Genomic DNA, 15,147 nt, shown 5'->3' on the forward strand with positions numbered 1-15,147 from the left:
CAAGGTTAGCCACTGGCTTTGCAAGTCCCGGAAGTGCAAGTCTGATAATACTCTAGACCGAAATGCCGATGTTGGCTGTCTATTGCTTGCAATAAAGCAAATCAATCTGAAGGGATTAATCCAATCCTGGGACTCACTAGAGAAGTAACTAATGTCGGCAGATCAGAAAATGGCCAAAATATAATAGTTTAACACTGACAGGAACTTACACTTTTTATGCTGCGAGGATGAAACGAAGGTGTTCATCCTCGCAGCATCTACACTCGCGGCGCTCCATCATACAAAAAAGGTCTGCTTGCCGGAAACATCACACCAATGTATACCGAAGCCCCCCTTAGGGCGCCAGCCGGTCAATCAGCCAGCCATTGCTGTTTTTGCTATACAGAAAGCGGTCATGAAGCCGGTGTTCGCCCCCCTGCCAGAACTCAATGCTGTTAGGGCGAACCAAATAACCGCCCCAGAATGATGGCAAAGGGACTTCACCAGTGGAGAACTTTTGCTTCATTTCCATAAACTTGGCCTCAAGCACCTGACGAGCACTGAGTTTAGATGACTGCGCCGATACCCAGGCCGCAATTTGGCTGTCTTTCGGACGAGTCATGAAGTACTTAAGCACGTCGGCCGTTGAAAGCTGCTCGGCAACGCCGGTCACCGCGACCTGCCGTTCCAAAGGATGCCAGGGAAACAGCAAGCTGATGTGGGCGTTTTGTTTAAGCTGGGTGGCTTTGCGGCTGCCGAGGTTGGTGAAAAACACAAATCCCTGCTCATCGAACCGCTTCAGCAGTACAATCCGCTGATACGGTTGACCATACTCATCCACCGTGGCCACACACATGGCGGTGGGATCTGACAGCTGCGCCTCCTTCGCCTGCTCCATCCAACGCTCAAAAAGTGCCATGGGCTCGATGGGCAGCTCGCTGCGCCTGAGTCCCCCTTTGGTGTATTCACGGCGGATGTCGCTGAGATCTGTCATGGTAAATCCTTATGGGCACAGTATCGTTTGAGGCATTCTAGCCGCTCGACGCGCAACAAAAAAGCCGACACTGATGTCGGCTTTTGTTTTTTATCCCGCCTGATACGCACTTGGTAATTATTTAAGCAATCACTGAGATACGGCGGCAAAGGACAATAGCAAAATATCACATGGCTTCCGGGATCAGCACTTCATGACACAACTGCTGATAGTGGCTGAATTCAACCTTGTAACCCTGCGCCATGGATAAACTGCAGCTGCCCAGACACAAGTGCGCCGGATAGTTTTCCGTATGGCGCTCGGCATTAAATCCAATCTCATCCCAGCTGCCGGGGTTCAAAATACCCAACAGTCGCGAGAAAATCTGCCGATAGTCACCTTCCAGCGGCAAGTTGGTTTCAAAGCTCACGTAGGAGCTATTTTCCTGCGGCGTAATATGAATGGTCATATAGCGATCGCCACGAATGCCGTTGATGGAATAACCGAATGGCTCAAAAAGGAAGTCATCGAATTCAAATCCCGGCAGCATAGCTTCAAGGTGCAACAAACGACGGATCTCGGTGGCGCTTTGCTGTTCACTGCGCAAGTAATCGGCAGCTTCACCACGGATGTGATACATCAGCAGCTCACTGGTGTGGTCGTTTGGCGCAGCTGCATAAGGCTGGCTACTGGTAAATATGTAATGATGGTGCGAATCCAGGTGGCCTATGCGGAATGCATCCCCGGGAAGCAATGCACGAATGGCTTTCAAATCATCGCTGAAAGCACTGCACTGCAAGTGTGACAGGTACTCGTTTTTACGCTGATAACTGGCGAAAGCGATATGGTCAGCACCAACACGTTCGATAAAACGCACCACGGCATTTGCCAGTGTAGTGGTACCGCAGGTAAGCATCAGGAATCGGTCGTGCCAGACAAATAAGCTTGATTCACTGAGCAGGTATGCATCGCATTGTTCATTGCTGATACTGGAGAGTATTTCGGCATTTGCGCAAGCTACCATTTCTGTCCAGAATTCGCGCCCAAGCGCCCGCAGAGAGCCAAGCTGTGACCTAACAATTACTTCTATTTTTTTTTCTGAGCCTTCAAAAAACATCTTCACTCTTTTAGAGGGCCGGAAAGGGTCACGCCCTGTATTTCCGGCCTTTCTTCACCTTGCCTTATCTGTCATCAAAAATCTTCGAGGTAGGTATATCCCTTGAGACCAACCTGAAGTTCATCAAGGATCATCGCCCGCTCATCTTCAACGATATGGGTGTTGACCAGCTCCTCATATGTATTCATGAAAGACACAGCATCAAGGTTTACATAACGCAACACATCAGCGACTGTATCCCCTGCCAGTACAGATTCGATAAAGGTCTCACCTTCTTCATCGATACGCACCACTGCAGAGTTGGTATCACCGAAGAGGTTGTGCAAATCGCCCAGAATTTCCTGATACGCCCCTACCAGGAAGAAACCAATCAGGTAAGGGTCTTCTGCTGACCAGGCCGGTACAGGTAATGTCGTTTCAATGCCCTGACCGTCTACGTATTGGTCAACAATACCATCTGAGTCACAAGTGATATCCAGCATCACAGCACGGCGCTCAGGCACCTTGTCCAGACCTGACAGCGGCAACACTGGGAACACCTGATCGATACCCCAGGCATCCGGCAGCGACTGGAACAATGAGAAGTTGACGAAGAATTTATCGGCCAGCTTTTCATTCAGATCATCAATGATCGGGCGCTGATAACGGTTACGGGCATTCATCAGCCCCTGCAGCTCGTGGCATACCGCCAGATGGCACTGTTCTGCCCAGGCGCGATCTTCCAGGCTAAGCTGACCAAGCGCAAACAGTGAATGGGCTTCAGCCATGTCTGATTGGGTATCGTGATAAATTTCAATCAGCGCCCGCTGATCCAGACGCGAGCTGATTTCATTCCAGCTGCTCCACATGTTATGCAGCAACTGCGGCGCTTCATCTGCTGGTGCCGGGATAACTTCAGGACTGTAGACTTCGGTACCAATCACATCTGTGATGAGCACTGCGTGGTGAGCAGTCAGATAACGACCGGACTCTGAAATAATCCGTGGCATTGGCTGCTCATTTTCATTACATACGTCGGTCAGCACAGACACGATATTGTTTGCGTATTCGGCCAGCGCATAGTTCATCGAGTTGTTTGATTGACTGCGGGTACCGTCGTAGTCAACGGCAAGGCCACCACCCACATCGAAGCAGTTCACCTTGGCACCAAGCTTACGCAGCTCGCAATAAAAACGAGCGGCTTCCCCTACGCCATGACGGATATCACGGATGTTGGCGATTTGCGAGCCCAGATGGAAGTGCAGCAGTTGCAGCGATTCCAGCATGTCTTCGTCTTTCAGACGATCGACCACTTTAAGAATTTGTGATGCAGAAAGGCCAAACTTGGACTTCTCACCGCCACTCGCCTGCCACTTGCCCTTGCCCTGGAACGCCAGACGGGCACGCAGACCCAGACGTGGTGTAACACCAAGCTTCTTGGACTCATCCAGCACCATCTGCAGCTCGGACATTTTCTCGAGCACAATGTAAACACTGTGCCCCAGCTTCTCACCAATGAGCGCCAGACGAATGTATTCTTTGTCCTTGTAACCGTTACAGACAATCACAGAGCTGGCCTTTTGCGCCATGGCAAGTACCGCCATCAGCTCTGGCTTACTGCCGGCTTCCAGACCCAGCTGAGGCACGGTTTTGCTCACCTGACTGGCCAGAATTTCTTCAACCACTGTCTGCTGTTGGTTCACCTTAATGGGATACACCAGCAGATAATCCGCCTGATATTCGTATTTCTGAATGGCCTGATTGAACATCTGGCACAGGTGATCCACTCTGTGGTGCAGAATTTGTGGGAAGCGCACCAGCACAGGCAGGCTCACACCGGCTTTCACCATGTCTTTGGCCAGCGCATTCAAACCAATCTTGTGAGAGGGATTTTTAGGATCCGGCGAGACAGTGACCTCACCCTCGTCGCTAATCCCGTAAAAACCCTGGCTCCAGTGGGCAACGTTGTACCCGGCGCGGGCGTCATCAATAGACCATTCGTTCATCTCAATTGTGCCTATAAAAAGAGAGAGTTTATGCGGTCACGGTCATGGCTGACCGGATCGCCTGTTCGACATATTTTGGCAAAACGAAGCTTGCCTGATGCAAAGCCGGCGTGTAGTAACGGGTACTGATGCCAGACTCGTTAAAACGCGCCTCGAGGGTTGCAAGCTCAAGCTTACGCGCCTCCAGATTGTCGGTAGCCCACGCAAACGCCATGGTTCCACCAATGTAAGTGGGAACAGCAGCAGTATAAAACCAGCACTCCCGGGAATAACTGCTCATGCGACGCACAGTGTCCTGCAAGGATTCAACCTGCATAAAAGGCACACCATTCTGGGCCACAAAAATACCGCCATCATTTAAGCAGCGCTTGCAGCCTGCGTAAAAATCAGAGCTGAACAGCACCTCACCGGGGCCAACCGGATCGGTACAGTCGGAAATAATCACATCAAAGCAAGCCTCAGTTGTGGCAACGTAGTCCATGCCATCGGCGATAACCAGCTCAACACGCGGGTCATCGTAAGCTCCAGCCGAGTGGTTTGGCAGCCAGGATTTACACATATCCACCACGGCACCATCAATCTCAACCATCACGATACGCTCAATAGCTTTGTGTTTCACCACTTCGCGCAATATACCACCATCACCACCACCAATGATAAGCAGGCTTTTTACCTTGCCATGGGCCAAAACCGGCACGTGGGTCAGCATTTCGTGATAGACAAATTCATCTGCTTCCGTGGTTTGAATAGCGCCATTGAGCGCCATCACCCGGCCAAAGCGGGCGTTTTCAAAAATCGACAGGTGCCACTGGTCGGTTTTCTGTTCGTAAAGCAATTTATCTATCTCGAAATATTGGCCATAACTGCTGTGCAGTGTTTCGAAATAAAGCGTATTGTCTTGCATGTATCAAGGTTCCGATTGTGTCGGTATAACAAGTGTAGAATGCGCTCAACCGGCCATTTCGATGGAAACGCCGGAAACGACAAGCCGAATGGTCAAAAAAACCGGCTTACTGGAGACTATTGGCCTCTTCGCGGCCGGAATTGATGCGGATGAGTGTAAGGTGTTTCACGTCAGTATCAACGTTAACCAAATCCTGGGTCAGGCAGGATGCCAATTTTAGGCAATGTGCAGACAGCAAATGATAGTACATAAGCCAACTCCCTAACCGCCGCAACCGCCTTCTTGTGGGCGCTGCGGTGTAGATCCATTCAAACACCTTCGTTGAAGAAAAGACCTGTTAGATAACAGGCAATAAAGCTCGGGCTATTAGCCGAAAACGGCGCAATTAAACCCTGCAAAAACCAAGATTGCAAGCAAGAATTGGGATTTGTGAACGCAGTTACAGAATATACTACATCCGCACTGACAAAGCGGGTAATAAAACACTAGAATATTTAGCAGATTCAGCTAGATAACCTTAAAAATCCATAAAGGAGCCTATATGGGTGTTCAATATTTTTTAATAGCAAATGTATCAAAAATAATCGCGGGACAAGCCTAAAGTCCGGCAAGCCAAATCACGACGATTGGGATATAATCAGCCGGCAAGATAATTCATAGTCAGATTTTAGGTACTTCATGATCCAGTTAGGAAAAACCTGCCGCCTGCCGGTAGTTAAACAGGTCAATTTCGGCTTTTACCTTAACGCAGGAGAACTTGGCCAGGTTCTCCTGCCCAACAAGTTCGCCCCCGCCGGCCTGGAAGTAGGTCAGGAGCTGGAGGTATTTCTGTATCTGGACTCCGAAGATACCCCCATCGCCACCACCCAAAAGCCACTGGCGCAGGTGGGCGAATTTGCCAACCTGAAAATTGTTTCGGTGAGCCGTGTCGGTGCCTTCCTCGATTGGGGACTGGATAAAGATTTGCTGCTGCCCTTTGCCGAGCAAACCAGGCCACCGGAAGAAGGCAAATATCAGTTGGTGCATCTGCACATCAACCGCGCCGACGATCGCATTGTTGCCTCGGCTAAGCTGGACAAATTCCTTGATAAAACCCCAGCGTTCTATAAACCAGGCCAGGAAGTGAAGCTGACTATCGCCGGACGCACCGATTTGGGCTACAAGGCGATTATCGAAAACCGCCACTGGGGCCTTATCCATCAAAGCGATGTGTTCAAGCCATTGCGTGCCGGGAACAAAATCAAAGGCTTCATTAAGCAGGTTCGCCAAGACGGAAAAATAGATCTCGTGCTTAACAAAGGTACTAAAGATGAGCTCGATGCCCACTCAGCGCATATTCTGAAAAAACTCGCTGCTGCCGGAGGGTTCCTGCCACTTGGTGACAAGACCGATGCCGATGTGATTTATGCTGAGCTCGGTATGAGCAAAAAGGCCTTTAAAAAGAGCATTGGTGGCCTGTTTAAACAAGGCAAGCTCCGTATCGAGAATAACGGCATCTATTTAAGTTAACGCCGATGTTTGCCGGGTCAGAAAATATGCGGTGACTATTCACCGCATTTTTTATCTGGTAACAAAATGCGTTGCCTATGGGCAAGCTCCGGTGTCTTTGATATAACAGGTCAAAGATTTACAAGGAGATTTGCATGCTACTCAGCGCTATCGAAGCCAGAATAATCGGATGTCTTTTAGAAAAAGAAGTCACCACACCAGATCAATACCCCCTGTCACTTAATGCACTTACCTTGGCCTGCAATCAAAAAACCAGCCGCGATCCCGTTATGGACCTGTCTGAATCCGATGTGCAGGCAGGTCTGGACAATCTCGCGAAAAAGCGGCTGGTAAGCGATCAGTCCGGCTTTGGCAGCCGCGTAATGAAATACAAGCACAGATTCTGCAACACCGAATTTTCTGATCTGCAGCTAAGTAAAGCCGAAACCGCCGTGGTGGCCCTGTTGCTGCTTCGCGGCCCTCAAACACCAGGCGAACTGCGCACCCGCGCCGGGCGTCAGCACGAATTCAAAGATATTCAGGAAGTAGAACGCACCCTCGCAGCCCTCGCTGGTCGGGACACGCCCTTGATGACGCAACTTGCCCGTGAACCCGGTAAACGTGAAAGTCGGTTTGCTCTGCTTATTCTGGAAGAGAGCGAGGCAATTGTTACCAGCGCTGGCAGTGCCCCCTTTTCCGTGGCCAGTTCATCCCAAGCAGCCAGCACCGACAATGATGAACGAATTGCCGCCCTCGAAGCGCGCATCGCCGCCCTCGAGTCGCGTCTCGATGCACTCGAAAACTAGTACTTTACATAAAAACAGGACGTTACCATGTCATCCAATGCCCCCGCTCAGCCGGGCGCCCTGACCCATGTGTGGCTCATTGCCAGACAGGAAGTCATTAAGGGCTTTTTTAACTTTCGGGGGCTGATAGCCCTTATCGCCTACTGTTTGGTGTGGGGGCTTATTCTGTATTACCCCATTCGCGGCGCCGCCAAGTATCTGGCCGATCCGCATATGCGCAGTATGTTGACCGACTTGCTTGGGGTTGTCAGTCCCAAATACCTGCTGAATTGGGATGTAGCGGAACTTGCGCTTTTTTGGGTGATAAGCCTCTACTGGTTCCCGTTATTTGCCATTTTAAGCAGTGCTGATCAGTTCGCCTCGGATAAAAGCCGCAAAACCTTCCGCTTTTTGGTGCAGCGCAGCGGACGCGACGCGCTGTTCTTTGGCAGGGTGTTGGGGCAAACCTTACTGCAAAGCGCATATATCATCACTGCGGGCGTGGCGACCTTGCTGCTGACCATGGTTCGCGACACCGATCTGGTGGGCGTAGCCATTACCGATGGGGTGCTGGTCCTGCTCAACCTGCTGATTGTGATCCTGCCCTACGTCGCCATGATGGCACTGTTGTCGCTGTATGCGTCCAGCGCCAGACAGGCTACGCTGTTTGCCGTGTTGATTTGGTGTGTGATTAAAATCGCTGCCGCCCTGGTGGCTTATTACGTACCGGGATTGCCTGCCATTGACTGGCTGTTGCCAGGCAGTCAGATTGACAACCTGGTAGACAATACCCCCGCAGGCGCCCTGCTTCACTCGCCACTGCCACTTATCCAAACCGCAGTGCTGCTCGGACTGGGACTGGTGTATATGAGAAGGAGCGCACTGTGAACCTGATTGTGACCGACAAGCTGACCAAACACTATGGCAGCAAGACCGCGCTGGACGCGGTCACACTTGAAGTTAGCGCCGGCGCCCCGGTAGCACTGGTAGGCCCAAATGGCGCCGGTAAAACGACCCTGATGAGCCTGATGTGTGGCTACATTCAGCCAGACGCAGGCAGTATTCATATTCTTGGCCTGCCACCGGGTCATCGCGGCTTGCTTGGCAGGGTTAGTGCTCTGCCACAGGATGCGCTGCTCGACCCTAACTTTACCGTGGGCCAGCAGCTGAGCTTCTTTGCCAAATTGCAGGGCTTCAGCGCGAAATCCGCGAAAATGGAAACCCAGCGGGTGCTTGAGTTGGTACAACTTGTGGAAGCCAGCAATCACAAGCCCACTGCGCTAAGCCATGGTATGGGTAAACGCGTTGCCATCGCTCAGGCGCTGATTGGCAGCCCTGAACTGGTATTGCTGGATGAACCCACGGCCGGCCTGGACCCCGCCAACGCCCGTGGCATTCGAGAGCTTATCGCCCACGCAGGAGACAAGACCACCTTTCTTATCTCATCCCATAACCTTGAAGAACTGGAAAGACTTTGCGATACAGTGCTCTACCTCGACAAAGGCAAGCTCAGCCAGTCGCTGTCGATTAAATCCGACACTGACGAGCGCTACCTTACCCTCAGTCTGCAAAATGGCGCCGATGAGGCATTCGCAGGCAAATTGGCAGCGCTTGCCGGCGTAGCCAATGTAAAATCACAGCAGAATGGACGAGAGTTCATTATTGGTTATCAGGTGGCTGCTGAGACGCCTTACCAACTGGAACAGGCGCTGCTGGGCCTTATGGCCACTGAAGGGGTGAAGTACAGGCAGCTGTTGAATGGCAAAAGCCTTGAGGACAAGCTTTTCTCATAATGCATAGAATTGCAGAATCGCTGGCATTCATCAAATGACACTTTTCCTGGATAAAAAGGCACCCTGCAGGGTGCTTTTTTTGTGTTTGAGAAACACCCTTGAGCAAGACTTTGATCCGGTATACCTGAGGATATTAATTTAAGGAGAAGAAAAAAGACCAAAAGACTGTATCGCTGATAACCAGACTGACAAAGCTATTCAACACATCCAAGCATTACCAATCAGACAAACATTAAGCCATACAGGACACAAACCCTTCCTCAGATAATCGACGGCAACCGATAACCAAGACCATCGAACACAACAATCTTGAAAATCCAGATACAAAAAAGCCGCGGCAATTGCCACGGCTTTATTACATCTCTTTGGAGAATTAACCGATAACGGTTACGTTCTCAGCCTGAGGACCTTTCTGACCCTGAGTCACGGTGAAAGACACCTTCTGACCTTCGTCCAGAGTCTTGAAACCGTCAGTGTTGATGGCGCGGAAGTGAACAAACACATCTGGGCCAGCTTCCTGAGCGATGAAACCAAAACCCTTGTCGGCGTTGAACCACTTAACTACACCAGTCACTTGAGACATATGCGTATCCTGTAACATTAAATATTTAAACAATTGCCAATTATGGCGGTGGAGCGGGAAAAGCCGGTATTACTTAATGTTTACAGGACTAACGGGTCGTGCGGAACACAAAATAAATCCAACCTTCAAGCTTCATCGACTATAAACTATCTAGGGTATAAGTCAACATACCAATGAGCCTGATGCACCGATTTTTTACTTAAATTTCTTAAATTTGCCCGAATACCGCACACCATACCATTGGTGAGATAGTTCAAGCCCATGGCAAGCCATTCTATTTACAGGTTTTGTGTAATTCGCCGCTGTAAATTTATCCGAAAATCCAACTCACAGGAAAAAGGCTTGGCTGCAAGCGCGATTTTTGCCTCTGGAGTAAATTTCCAGGCGTAGGGAGTCATTTCCAGAAACGCTAAAATGTGCTCAGGTTCCGTCAATTCAAGCTGCCATTGTAATCTCTCACTGTGGACAGGCTCAAAGCCAGCAAGCCATTCATTCTTGTCTTCATGTAGCCGAGGCGTCTCATAAATCCGCTTTTTTACGGCAAAGTGATGCATAGGACCAGCCGACACTGTCAGCAGATAGCCACCCGGAGCTACTATTCTGGCCAGTTCCTCACTCTTTGATGGTGCATAGATTCGTAAAACAAAATCGAAAAAACCACTGTTAAATGGTGTATCAAAACTGCTGGCCACGCAAAAACGAATATCAGGATATTGTTTGGCTGCCACCCTGAGCGCTGCGCGGGAAATATCCAGCCCATAGGTTTGAATACCAACGGCATCAGTGACTAACTCTTCCCTAAAAGCATTCGCAAGTCTCGCCGTGTAATAACCTTCTCCACAGCCCAAATCCAATAATCGTTTTACTGGTTGTGCCAAGGAAGTAGCAAGTGCATTTACCCGGTCACTCAGGGGTTGATAAAAACCAGCCTCAAGAAATCGCCTTCGGGCCTGCATCATTTCTTTGTTGTCACCCGGATCTCTGGAGCGCTTTTTCTGTACCGGCAACAGGTTAACGTAACCTTCTTTCGCCCTGTCGAAACGATGATTTTTGTCGCATACCAGAGAGTTTGCCTCGGCTTTCAATGGCAGAGAACACAAAGGACAAATAAAACCGCTGTTATGCTGTGATGGATCCAAAAGCTGTGACTGTTGTTCTGGCAAAACACACTCCGCAATTATTCTTCCGCAGCGATGGCATGCACCATGGCATTTACATCTGGCGGTGACAGTAGTTCATAGCAAGTGAGCAGACGTTTTAGTTTCTCGGTATCACAGCCTACGTCATTTGCACTCACTCCCAGAGGGTGACGCTCCTGGCTGGATGCGTATTGTCGAAGCAGCCACTGACGCCGCTGAGCAAGCATGGGCTCCAGCCTCAGCGCCTCAGCGGTCAATCCCGGATGCTTGTCAGAACCGCTAAGATATTCATGCAGTTCACGACGAGCCTGTTCAAGTTCGGTAATCAATATCGCTAGTGAGGCACTATGGACTCCGTATTCCGGTTCCCGTGCCAGTACCGATTTGGCGGTTTGCAGTACCTCAGGGTCTTGCGACAACCTGAGATCAGTTTCTAATTTCACCAGCTCAAAGTCACCATCAGTTTCCAACCAGATAGTCAGTTTATTGTCATTGGCGGGTGCAAAAGAAATTAAAAGACCACGCCTGAGCCTTTCAATCAATCGAGCTGGCGCTCTTGAACTACAAGTATAAAGCCTTACACCCTGTCCAACAGTTCGTTCCAGCACAGATGCCTGATCAGGGCGATTACCGGTGACACAGGTCTCTGCGTAGGGTGAACAGTTGAATCCAGCCTGAAGCCTTAGCAGCCACTCGCCCTTTACCCCGGCGTTTACAACAACAAGTTCAAGCAGCGGCGCACGAATCGCCTGCATCAGCACATAATCGCTGACATCTTTTGACAAACTGATAATGACCCGGGAAGACTGACTGACATCAAGTATTTCTGGCAGGCGGTAAAACTGACTAAACATACATAAATCCTTTTGCTGGCGATGCATTTTACTCCCGATAACATCTGCATTCATCCCCTTTCAGCGCCGAATACTGCGAAAGCTCAAACTTTGGCGTATATTCAGCCAACAAGCACGCTTAATCCGGTACAGGACGTGATTATGCTTCAACAGGTGATAAGATACGGGTTCAATGAATAAGGACAGAGACCTCCCGATGGAGCATTACATCCAGCCTTCAATTTTTTGGCACGACTACGAAACTTTTGGAGCCACTCCAGCCAAGGACAGACCCGCACAATTCGCCGGTGTCAGAACGGACCTGGATCTGAATATCATCGAGGAACCCGAAACCTTTTATTGCCGCGTCGCCCCTGACTACCTGCCTTCGCCTGAAGCCATTCTTATTACAGGTATCACGCCGCAACTTACCAACCGACAAGGTTTGCCTGAAACCGAATTTATGGGTCGCATCCACGGAATTTTCAGCAGACCCAATACCTGCGTAGCCGGTTATAACTCGTTGCGGTTTGACGATGAAGTGACCCGATATGGCTTTTACCGTAACTTTATCGACCCCTACGCCCGCGAGTGGCAACAGGGTAACTCCCGCTGGGATATTATCGACCTGGTACGAGCCTGCTATGCCCTGCGCCCTGAAGGCATTGAATGGCCAACCAAGGAAGATGGGTCACCAAGTTTTAAGCTTGAGCATCTGACCGCTGCCAATGGACTTGGCCACGACAAAGCCCACGATGCCATGTCCGACGTCTATGCAACCATTGCGCTGGCCAGGCTAATCAAAGAGAAGCAGCCCAAACTGTACGACTACTATTTTCGCCTGCGGCGCAAGCAAGCGGTTGCGGAACAAATAGACGTGCTAGGCATGCAACCCTTGGTGCATGTCAGTTCCAAAATTCCCGCAACTCAGGGCTGTGCAACCCTCATAGCCCCCGTCGCCCATAACATGCGCAATAAAAACGCGGTGATTTGTGTAAACCTGGCCATGGACATTCAACCCTTGATTGAACTGGATGTGGACGCGCTGCGCACCCGTCTGTACACCAAACGGGAAGATCTTTCTCCTGATGAACTGCCAGTACCAGTTAAACAAATTCACCTTAACAAATGCCCTTTTATAGCCACGGCCAAAACCCTGGATGACGCCAACGCTGAGAGGCTCGGCATAGATAAAGGCTTCGCCCGCGAGCAATACAAGCGCTTAAAACAGCATCCGGAAATTCGAGAAAAACTGACGTTACTGTTTGACGATGAGTCGGAATTGCGAAACTCAGACCCAGACTACATGCTTTACTCTGGCGGCTTTTTCAGTCCAGCCGATCGCGCCAAAATGGACATAATCCGCGCCACGGCCCCGGAACATCTGGCGGCACTTGAATTACAATTCGATGATCAGCGACTGCCCGAAATGCTGTTTCGTTACCGCGCCCGCAACTACCCTCTCACCTTGTCCTATGATGAAAGTCTGCGCTGGCGTGAATTTTGTCAGAGCCGCCTGAGCTCCCCGGATTACGTTATCCGACTGGAAAACCTGCTTGAAGAAACTGCCAAGGATGAAAAAAAACAAAAATTGCTTGGCGCTTTGTGTCAATACCTGCAGTCACTTTAAGGTCAGCGTCGGTGGATTTGGGACTCATATCCCATTTTAGTTGTAACAGAATGACTAAACTGTCAGTCAGCAAAATTAACAATGAAGGAAACGGCCATGCAAGACAGATTTGTCCGCCGGATTAATGAACTGCCCAAGACGCTTGCCGATGCGCTTATCCCTATGTTGGGAGAGCATTTTTGCGGTCATTTGGATGCACAGCAAGTAAAACATCTGAGTGACATTTCCGGTCTCGATAGTCATGGGCTGGGATTGGCATTACTGCCTATCGCGGCTGCACTGGCAAAACCACCTGTGAGTGATTTTTATGTGGGTGCCATTGCAGTAGGCAGCGGCGGCGACTTTTACATGGGCGCCAACCTTGAGCTTCAGGGTGAAGCGCTGTTCCATTCAGTCCATGCAGAACAAAGCGCCATCAGTCATGCCTGGTTATCCGGTGAGACCCACATCAGCGACATCATTGTAAACGCAAGCCCCTGTGGCCACTGCCGACAATTTATGAACGAGCTTATTGACGGTCAGGCCATTCGTATTCACCTGCCCGGACAAGACACCGCCGCCTTATCACATTATTTACCGTATGCTTTTGGACCTGCAGATTTAAACATCCAAACTCCCCTGCTGGCAAAGCAGCAGACAGAACTTGAGCTGGAAAGTGATGACCCTCTGCTGATTGAAGCTCTCGATCATGCAAGCTTATCATACGCGCCTTACAGCCAGTGCCATGCTGCGGTATTACTGGAAACCGAAGATGGTGCCAGCTTTTGTGGTCGTTATGCAGAAAATGCTGCCTTTAATCCCTCGATGCTGCCCATGCAAATGGCTTTATCGGCATTGGTTCGACACAATCGAGATTTCTCTGACATCAGGCGGGCAATTTTGATTGAATCCTCTCAGGGCAAAATTTCCCTTGTTGGTGCCACAATGGACGCGCTGCACGCAGTCGCCGCCGTTGAGCTTGAGCACTTGGTTGTTGACCCTGTTTAGTATCAGAATAGATATCGATAAAAAGCCCGCCATCGGCGGGCTTTTCTTATTGGGATAGCGGGCTATTTACGGTTTTTCTCAAGCCGTGCCATGAGGCTTGATGTATCCCAACGATTACCGCCCATGGCCTGCACCTCTGAGTAGAACTGATCCACCAAAGCTGTCAGCGGAAGGTGGGAGCCATTACGGCGTGCTTCTTCCAGCGCAATGCCCAAATCTTTGCGCATCCAATCGATGGCAAAACCAAAGTTATACTCACCGGCCCACATGGATTTGTAGCGGTTTTCCATTTGCCAGCTCTGGGCCGCGCCTTTACTGATAACTTCCACCACCTTTTCGCCATCAAGGCCTGCACTGCGGGCAAAGTGCAGCGCTTCGGCCAGTCCCTGCACCACACCGGCGATACAGATTTGATTAACCATCTTAGTGAGCTGACCAGCGCCGGTTTCGCCCAAACGCTCGGCGCAGCGGGCATAGCTCATGATGATGTCTTTCACCTGATTAAACACGGCTTCATCGCCACCTGCCATCACGGTCAGCACGCCATTTTCGGCGCCGGCCTGACCGCCGGAGACTGGGGCATCGATAAAGCCAAAACCTTGAGCGTTCAGCGCAGAGCCTATCTCACGGGCTATGTCGGCCGATGCTGTGGTGTGGTCAACGAGCACTGCGCCGACCTTGAGACCATGGATAACACCATCATCGCCCAGCACCACTTGATGCAAGTCCTTATCATTGCCAACACAGGTAAAAACAATATCCTGCCCCTCTGCAGCCAATTTGGGTGTAAGCGCCATGGCACCGCCAAATTGCTTTATCCAGGCTTCAGCCTTGGCGGAAGTCCGGTTATATACAGTCACCTGGTGACCGGCCTTGACTAAATGTCCGGCCATGGGATAACCCATCACCCCCAAGCCGAGAAATGCCACTTTTGCCATTGTTCTTCCCTTC

15 protein-coding genes are annotated in these 15,147 nt (G+C 50.4%); 6 read left to right on the forward strand and 9 right to left on the reverse strand.

Annotated features, from left to right (window positions below; translation table 11 throughout):
- Positions 1–334: 334 nt before the first annotated feature.
- The 5 genes from pdxH to ABYK60_RS09050 form a co-directional block, all read right to left on the reverse strand.
- Complete coding sequence (gene pdxH, locus ABYK60_RS09030; protein ID WP_372871665.1) at positions 335–973, reverse strand: pyridoxamine 5'-phosphate oxidase; 639 nt, start codon at positions 971–973, stop codon at positions 335–337.
- A gap of 166 nt (positions 974–1,139) precedes the next feature.
- Positions 1,140–2,069 (reverse strand): adenosylmethionine decarboxylase, encoded by a 930-nt coding sequence (locus ABYK60_RS09035; protein WP_372871666.1) that lies wholly within the window; start codon positions 2,067–2,069, stop codon positions 1,140–1,142.
- A gap of 74 nt (positions 2,070–2,143) precedes the next feature.
- Positions 2,144–4,054: a biosynthetic arginine decarboxylase gene (gene speA, locus ABYK60_RS09040; RefSeq protein ID WP_372871667.1), complete on the reverse strand. Its 1,911-nt coding sequence runs from the start codon at positions 4,052–4,054 to the stop codon at positions 2,144–2,146.
- A gap of 28 nt (positions 4,055–4,082) precedes the next feature.
- Positions 4,083–4,958 (reverse strand): polyamine aminopropyltransferase, encoded by an 876-nt coding sequence (speE, locus tag ABYK60_RS09045; RefSeq protein WP_372871668.1) that lies wholly within the window; start codon positions 4,956–4,958, stop codon positions 4,083–4,085.
- A gap of 106 nt (positions 4,959–5,064) precedes the next feature.
- Positions 5,065–5,208, reverse strand: a complete 144-nt coding sequence (locus ABYK60_RS09050; RefSeq protein WP_372871669.1) for a hypothetical protein — start codon at positions 5,206–5,208, stop codon at positions 5,065–5,067.
- 428 nt (positions 5,209–5,636) lie between these two features.
- Here ABYK60_RS09050 and ABYK60_RS09055 point away from each other — a divergent pair, with 428 nt between their 5' ends.
- From ABYK60_RS09055 to ABYK60_RS09070, 4 genes are all read left to right on the forward strand, one after another.
- Positions 5,637–6,467: a S1 RNA-binding domain-containing protein gene (locus tag ABYK60_RS09055; protein WP_372871670.1), complete on the forward strand. Its 831-nt coding sequence runs from the start codon at positions 5,637–5,639 to the stop codon at positions 6,465–6,467.
- A gap of 134 nt (positions 6,468–6,601) precedes the next feature.
- Positions 6,602–7,252, forward strand: a complete 651-nt coding sequence (locus tag ABYK60_RS09060) for a YceH family protein (protein ID WP_372871672.1) — start codon at positions 6,602–6,604, stop codon at positions 7,250–7,252.
- A 27-nt stretch (positions 7,253–7,279) separates the two neighbouring features.
- A complete protein-coding gene (locus ABYK60_RS09065) occupies positions 7,280–8,119 on the forward strand; it encodes an ABC transporter permease subunit (protein ID WP_372871673.1) in 840 nt (279 codons plus the stop codon).
- A complete protein-coding gene (locus tag ABYK60_RS09070) occupies positions 8,116–9,024 on the forward strand; it encodes an ABC transporter ATP-binding protein (protein ID WP_372871674.1) in 909 nt (302 codons plus the stop codon). The genes ABYK60_RS09065 and ABYK60_RS09070 overlap by 4 nt, the downstream gene beginning before the upstream one ends.
- Before the next feature lie 373 nt (positions 9,025–9,397).
- Here the strand turns inward: ABYK60_RS09070 and ABYK60_RS09075 are convergent, their stop codons facing one another.
- The 3 genes from ABYK60_RS09075 to ABYK60_RS09085 all read right to left on the reverse strand — a co-directional run bounded on the left by ABYK60_RS09075 (position 9,398) and on the right by ABYK60_RS09085 (position 11,600).
- Positions 9,398–9,607 (reverse strand): cold-shock protein, encoded by a 210-nt coding sequence (locus ABYK60_RS09075; RefSeq protein WP_011760083.1) that lies wholly within the window; start codon positions 9,605–9,607, stop codon positions 9,398–9,400.
- 278 nt (positions 9,608–9,885) lie between these two features.
- On the reverse strand, positions 9,886–10,770 hold the full coding sequence (gene rlmA, locus ABYK60_RS09080) for a 23S rRNA (guanine(745)-N(1))-methyltransferase (protein ID WP_372871676.1): 885 nt from the start codon (positions 10,768–10,770) through the stop codon (positions 9,886–9,888).
- Between the two features lie 14 nt (positions 10,771–10,784).
- The gene (locus tag ABYK60_RS09085) at positions 10,785–11,600 is read right to left on the reverse strand and encodes a hypothetical protein (protein ID WP_372871677.1); all 816 of its coding nucleotides are present in this window, start codon (positions 11,598–11,600) and stop codon (positions 10,785–10,787) included.
- A gap of 196 nt (positions 11,601–11,796) precedes the next feature.
- Between ABYK60_RS09085 and sbcB the strand changes: the two genes are divergently transcribed.
- Together sbcB and cdd are read left to right on the forward strand one after the other, a co-directional pair.
- The gene (gene sbcB / locus ABYK60_RS09090) at positions 11,797–13,209 is read left to right on the forward strand and encodes an exodeoxyribonuclease I (protein ID WP_372871678.1); all 1,413 of its coding nucleotides are present in this window, start codon (positions 11,797–11,799) and stop codon (positions 13,207–13,209) included.
- Positions 13,210–13,305: 96 nt separating this feature from the next.
- Positions 13,306–14,196, forward strand: a complete 891-nt coding sequence (cdd, locus tag ABYK60_RS09095) for a cytidine deaminase (RefSeq protein WP_372871679.1) — start codon at positions 13,306–13,308, stop codon at positions 14,194–14,196.
- A gap of 62 nt (positions 14,197–14,258) precedes the next feature.
- On the opposite strand, the gene ABYK60_RS09100 is transcribed toward cdd, so the two are convergent.
- Entirely contained in the window at positions 14,259–15,134 is an 876-nt protein-coding gene (locus tag ABYK60_RS09100) for an NAD(P)-dependent oxidoreductase (protein WP_372871680.1), read from the reverse strand.
- Between the last annotated feature and the right edge of the window lie 13 nt (positions 15,135–15,147).

It is taken from the genome of Shewanella sp. (genome assembly GCF_041630135.1).
GTDB lineage: Bacteria > Pseudomonadota > Gammaproteobacteria > Enterobacterales > Shewanellaceae > Shewanella.

Excerpts from the sequence above, each read along its gene's own strand:
- sbcB (WP_372871678.1), top strand. The coding sequence starts at position 11,797 with ATGGAGCATTACATCCAGCCTTCAATTTTTTGGCACGACTACGAAACT.
- speA (WP_372871667.1), bottom strand. The coding sequence starts at position 4,054 with ATGAACGAATGGTCTATTGATGACGCCCGCGCCGGGTACAACGTTGCC.
- ABYK60_RS09055 (WP_372871670.1), top strand. The coding sequence starts at position 5,637 with ATGATCCAGTTAGGAAAAACCTGCCGCCTGCCGGTAGTTAAACAGGTC.
- ABYK60_RS09100 (WP_372871680.1), bottom strand. The coding sequence starts at position 15,134 with ATGGCAAAAGTGGCATTTCTCGGCTTGGGGGTGATGGGTTATCCCATG.
- pdxH (WP_372871665.1), bottom strand. The coding sequence starts at position 973 with ATGACAGATCTCAGCGACATCCGCCGTGAATACACCAAAGGGGGACTC.
- ABYK60_RS09085 (WP_372871677.1), bottom strand. The coding sequence starts at position 11,600 with ATGTTTAGTCAGTTTTACCGCCTGCCAGAAATACTTGATGTCAGTCAG.
- ABYK60_RS09035 (WP_372871666.1), bottom strand. The coding sequence starts at position 2,069 with ATGTTTTTTGAAGGCTCAGAAAAAAAAATAGAAGTAATTGTTAGGTCA.
- speE (WP_372871668.1), bottom strand. The coding sequence starts at position 4,958 with ATGCAAGACAATACGCTTTATTTCGAAACACTGCACAGCAGTTATGGC.
- ABYK60_RS09065 (WP_372871673.1), top strand. The coding sequence starts at position 7,280 with ATGTCATCCAATGCCCCCGCTCAGCCGGGCGCCCTGACCCATGTGTGG.
- ABYK60_RS09075 (WP_011760083.1), bottom strand. The coding sequence starts at position 9,607 with ATGTCTCAAGTGACTGGTGTAGTTAAGTGGTTCAACGCCGACAAGGGT.
- ABYK60_RS09060 (WP_372871672.1), top strand. The coding sequence starts at position 6,602 with ATGCTACTCAGCGCTATCGAAGCCAGAATAATCGGATGTCTTTTAGAA.
- cdd (WP_372871679.1), top strand. The coding sequence starts at position 13,306 with ATGCAAGACAGATTTGTCCGCCGGATTAATGAACTGCCCAAGACGCTT.
- ABYK60_RS09050 (WP_372871669.1), bottom strand. The coding sequence starts at position 5,208 with ATGTACTATCATTTGCTGTCTGCACATTGCCTAAAATTGGCATCCTGC.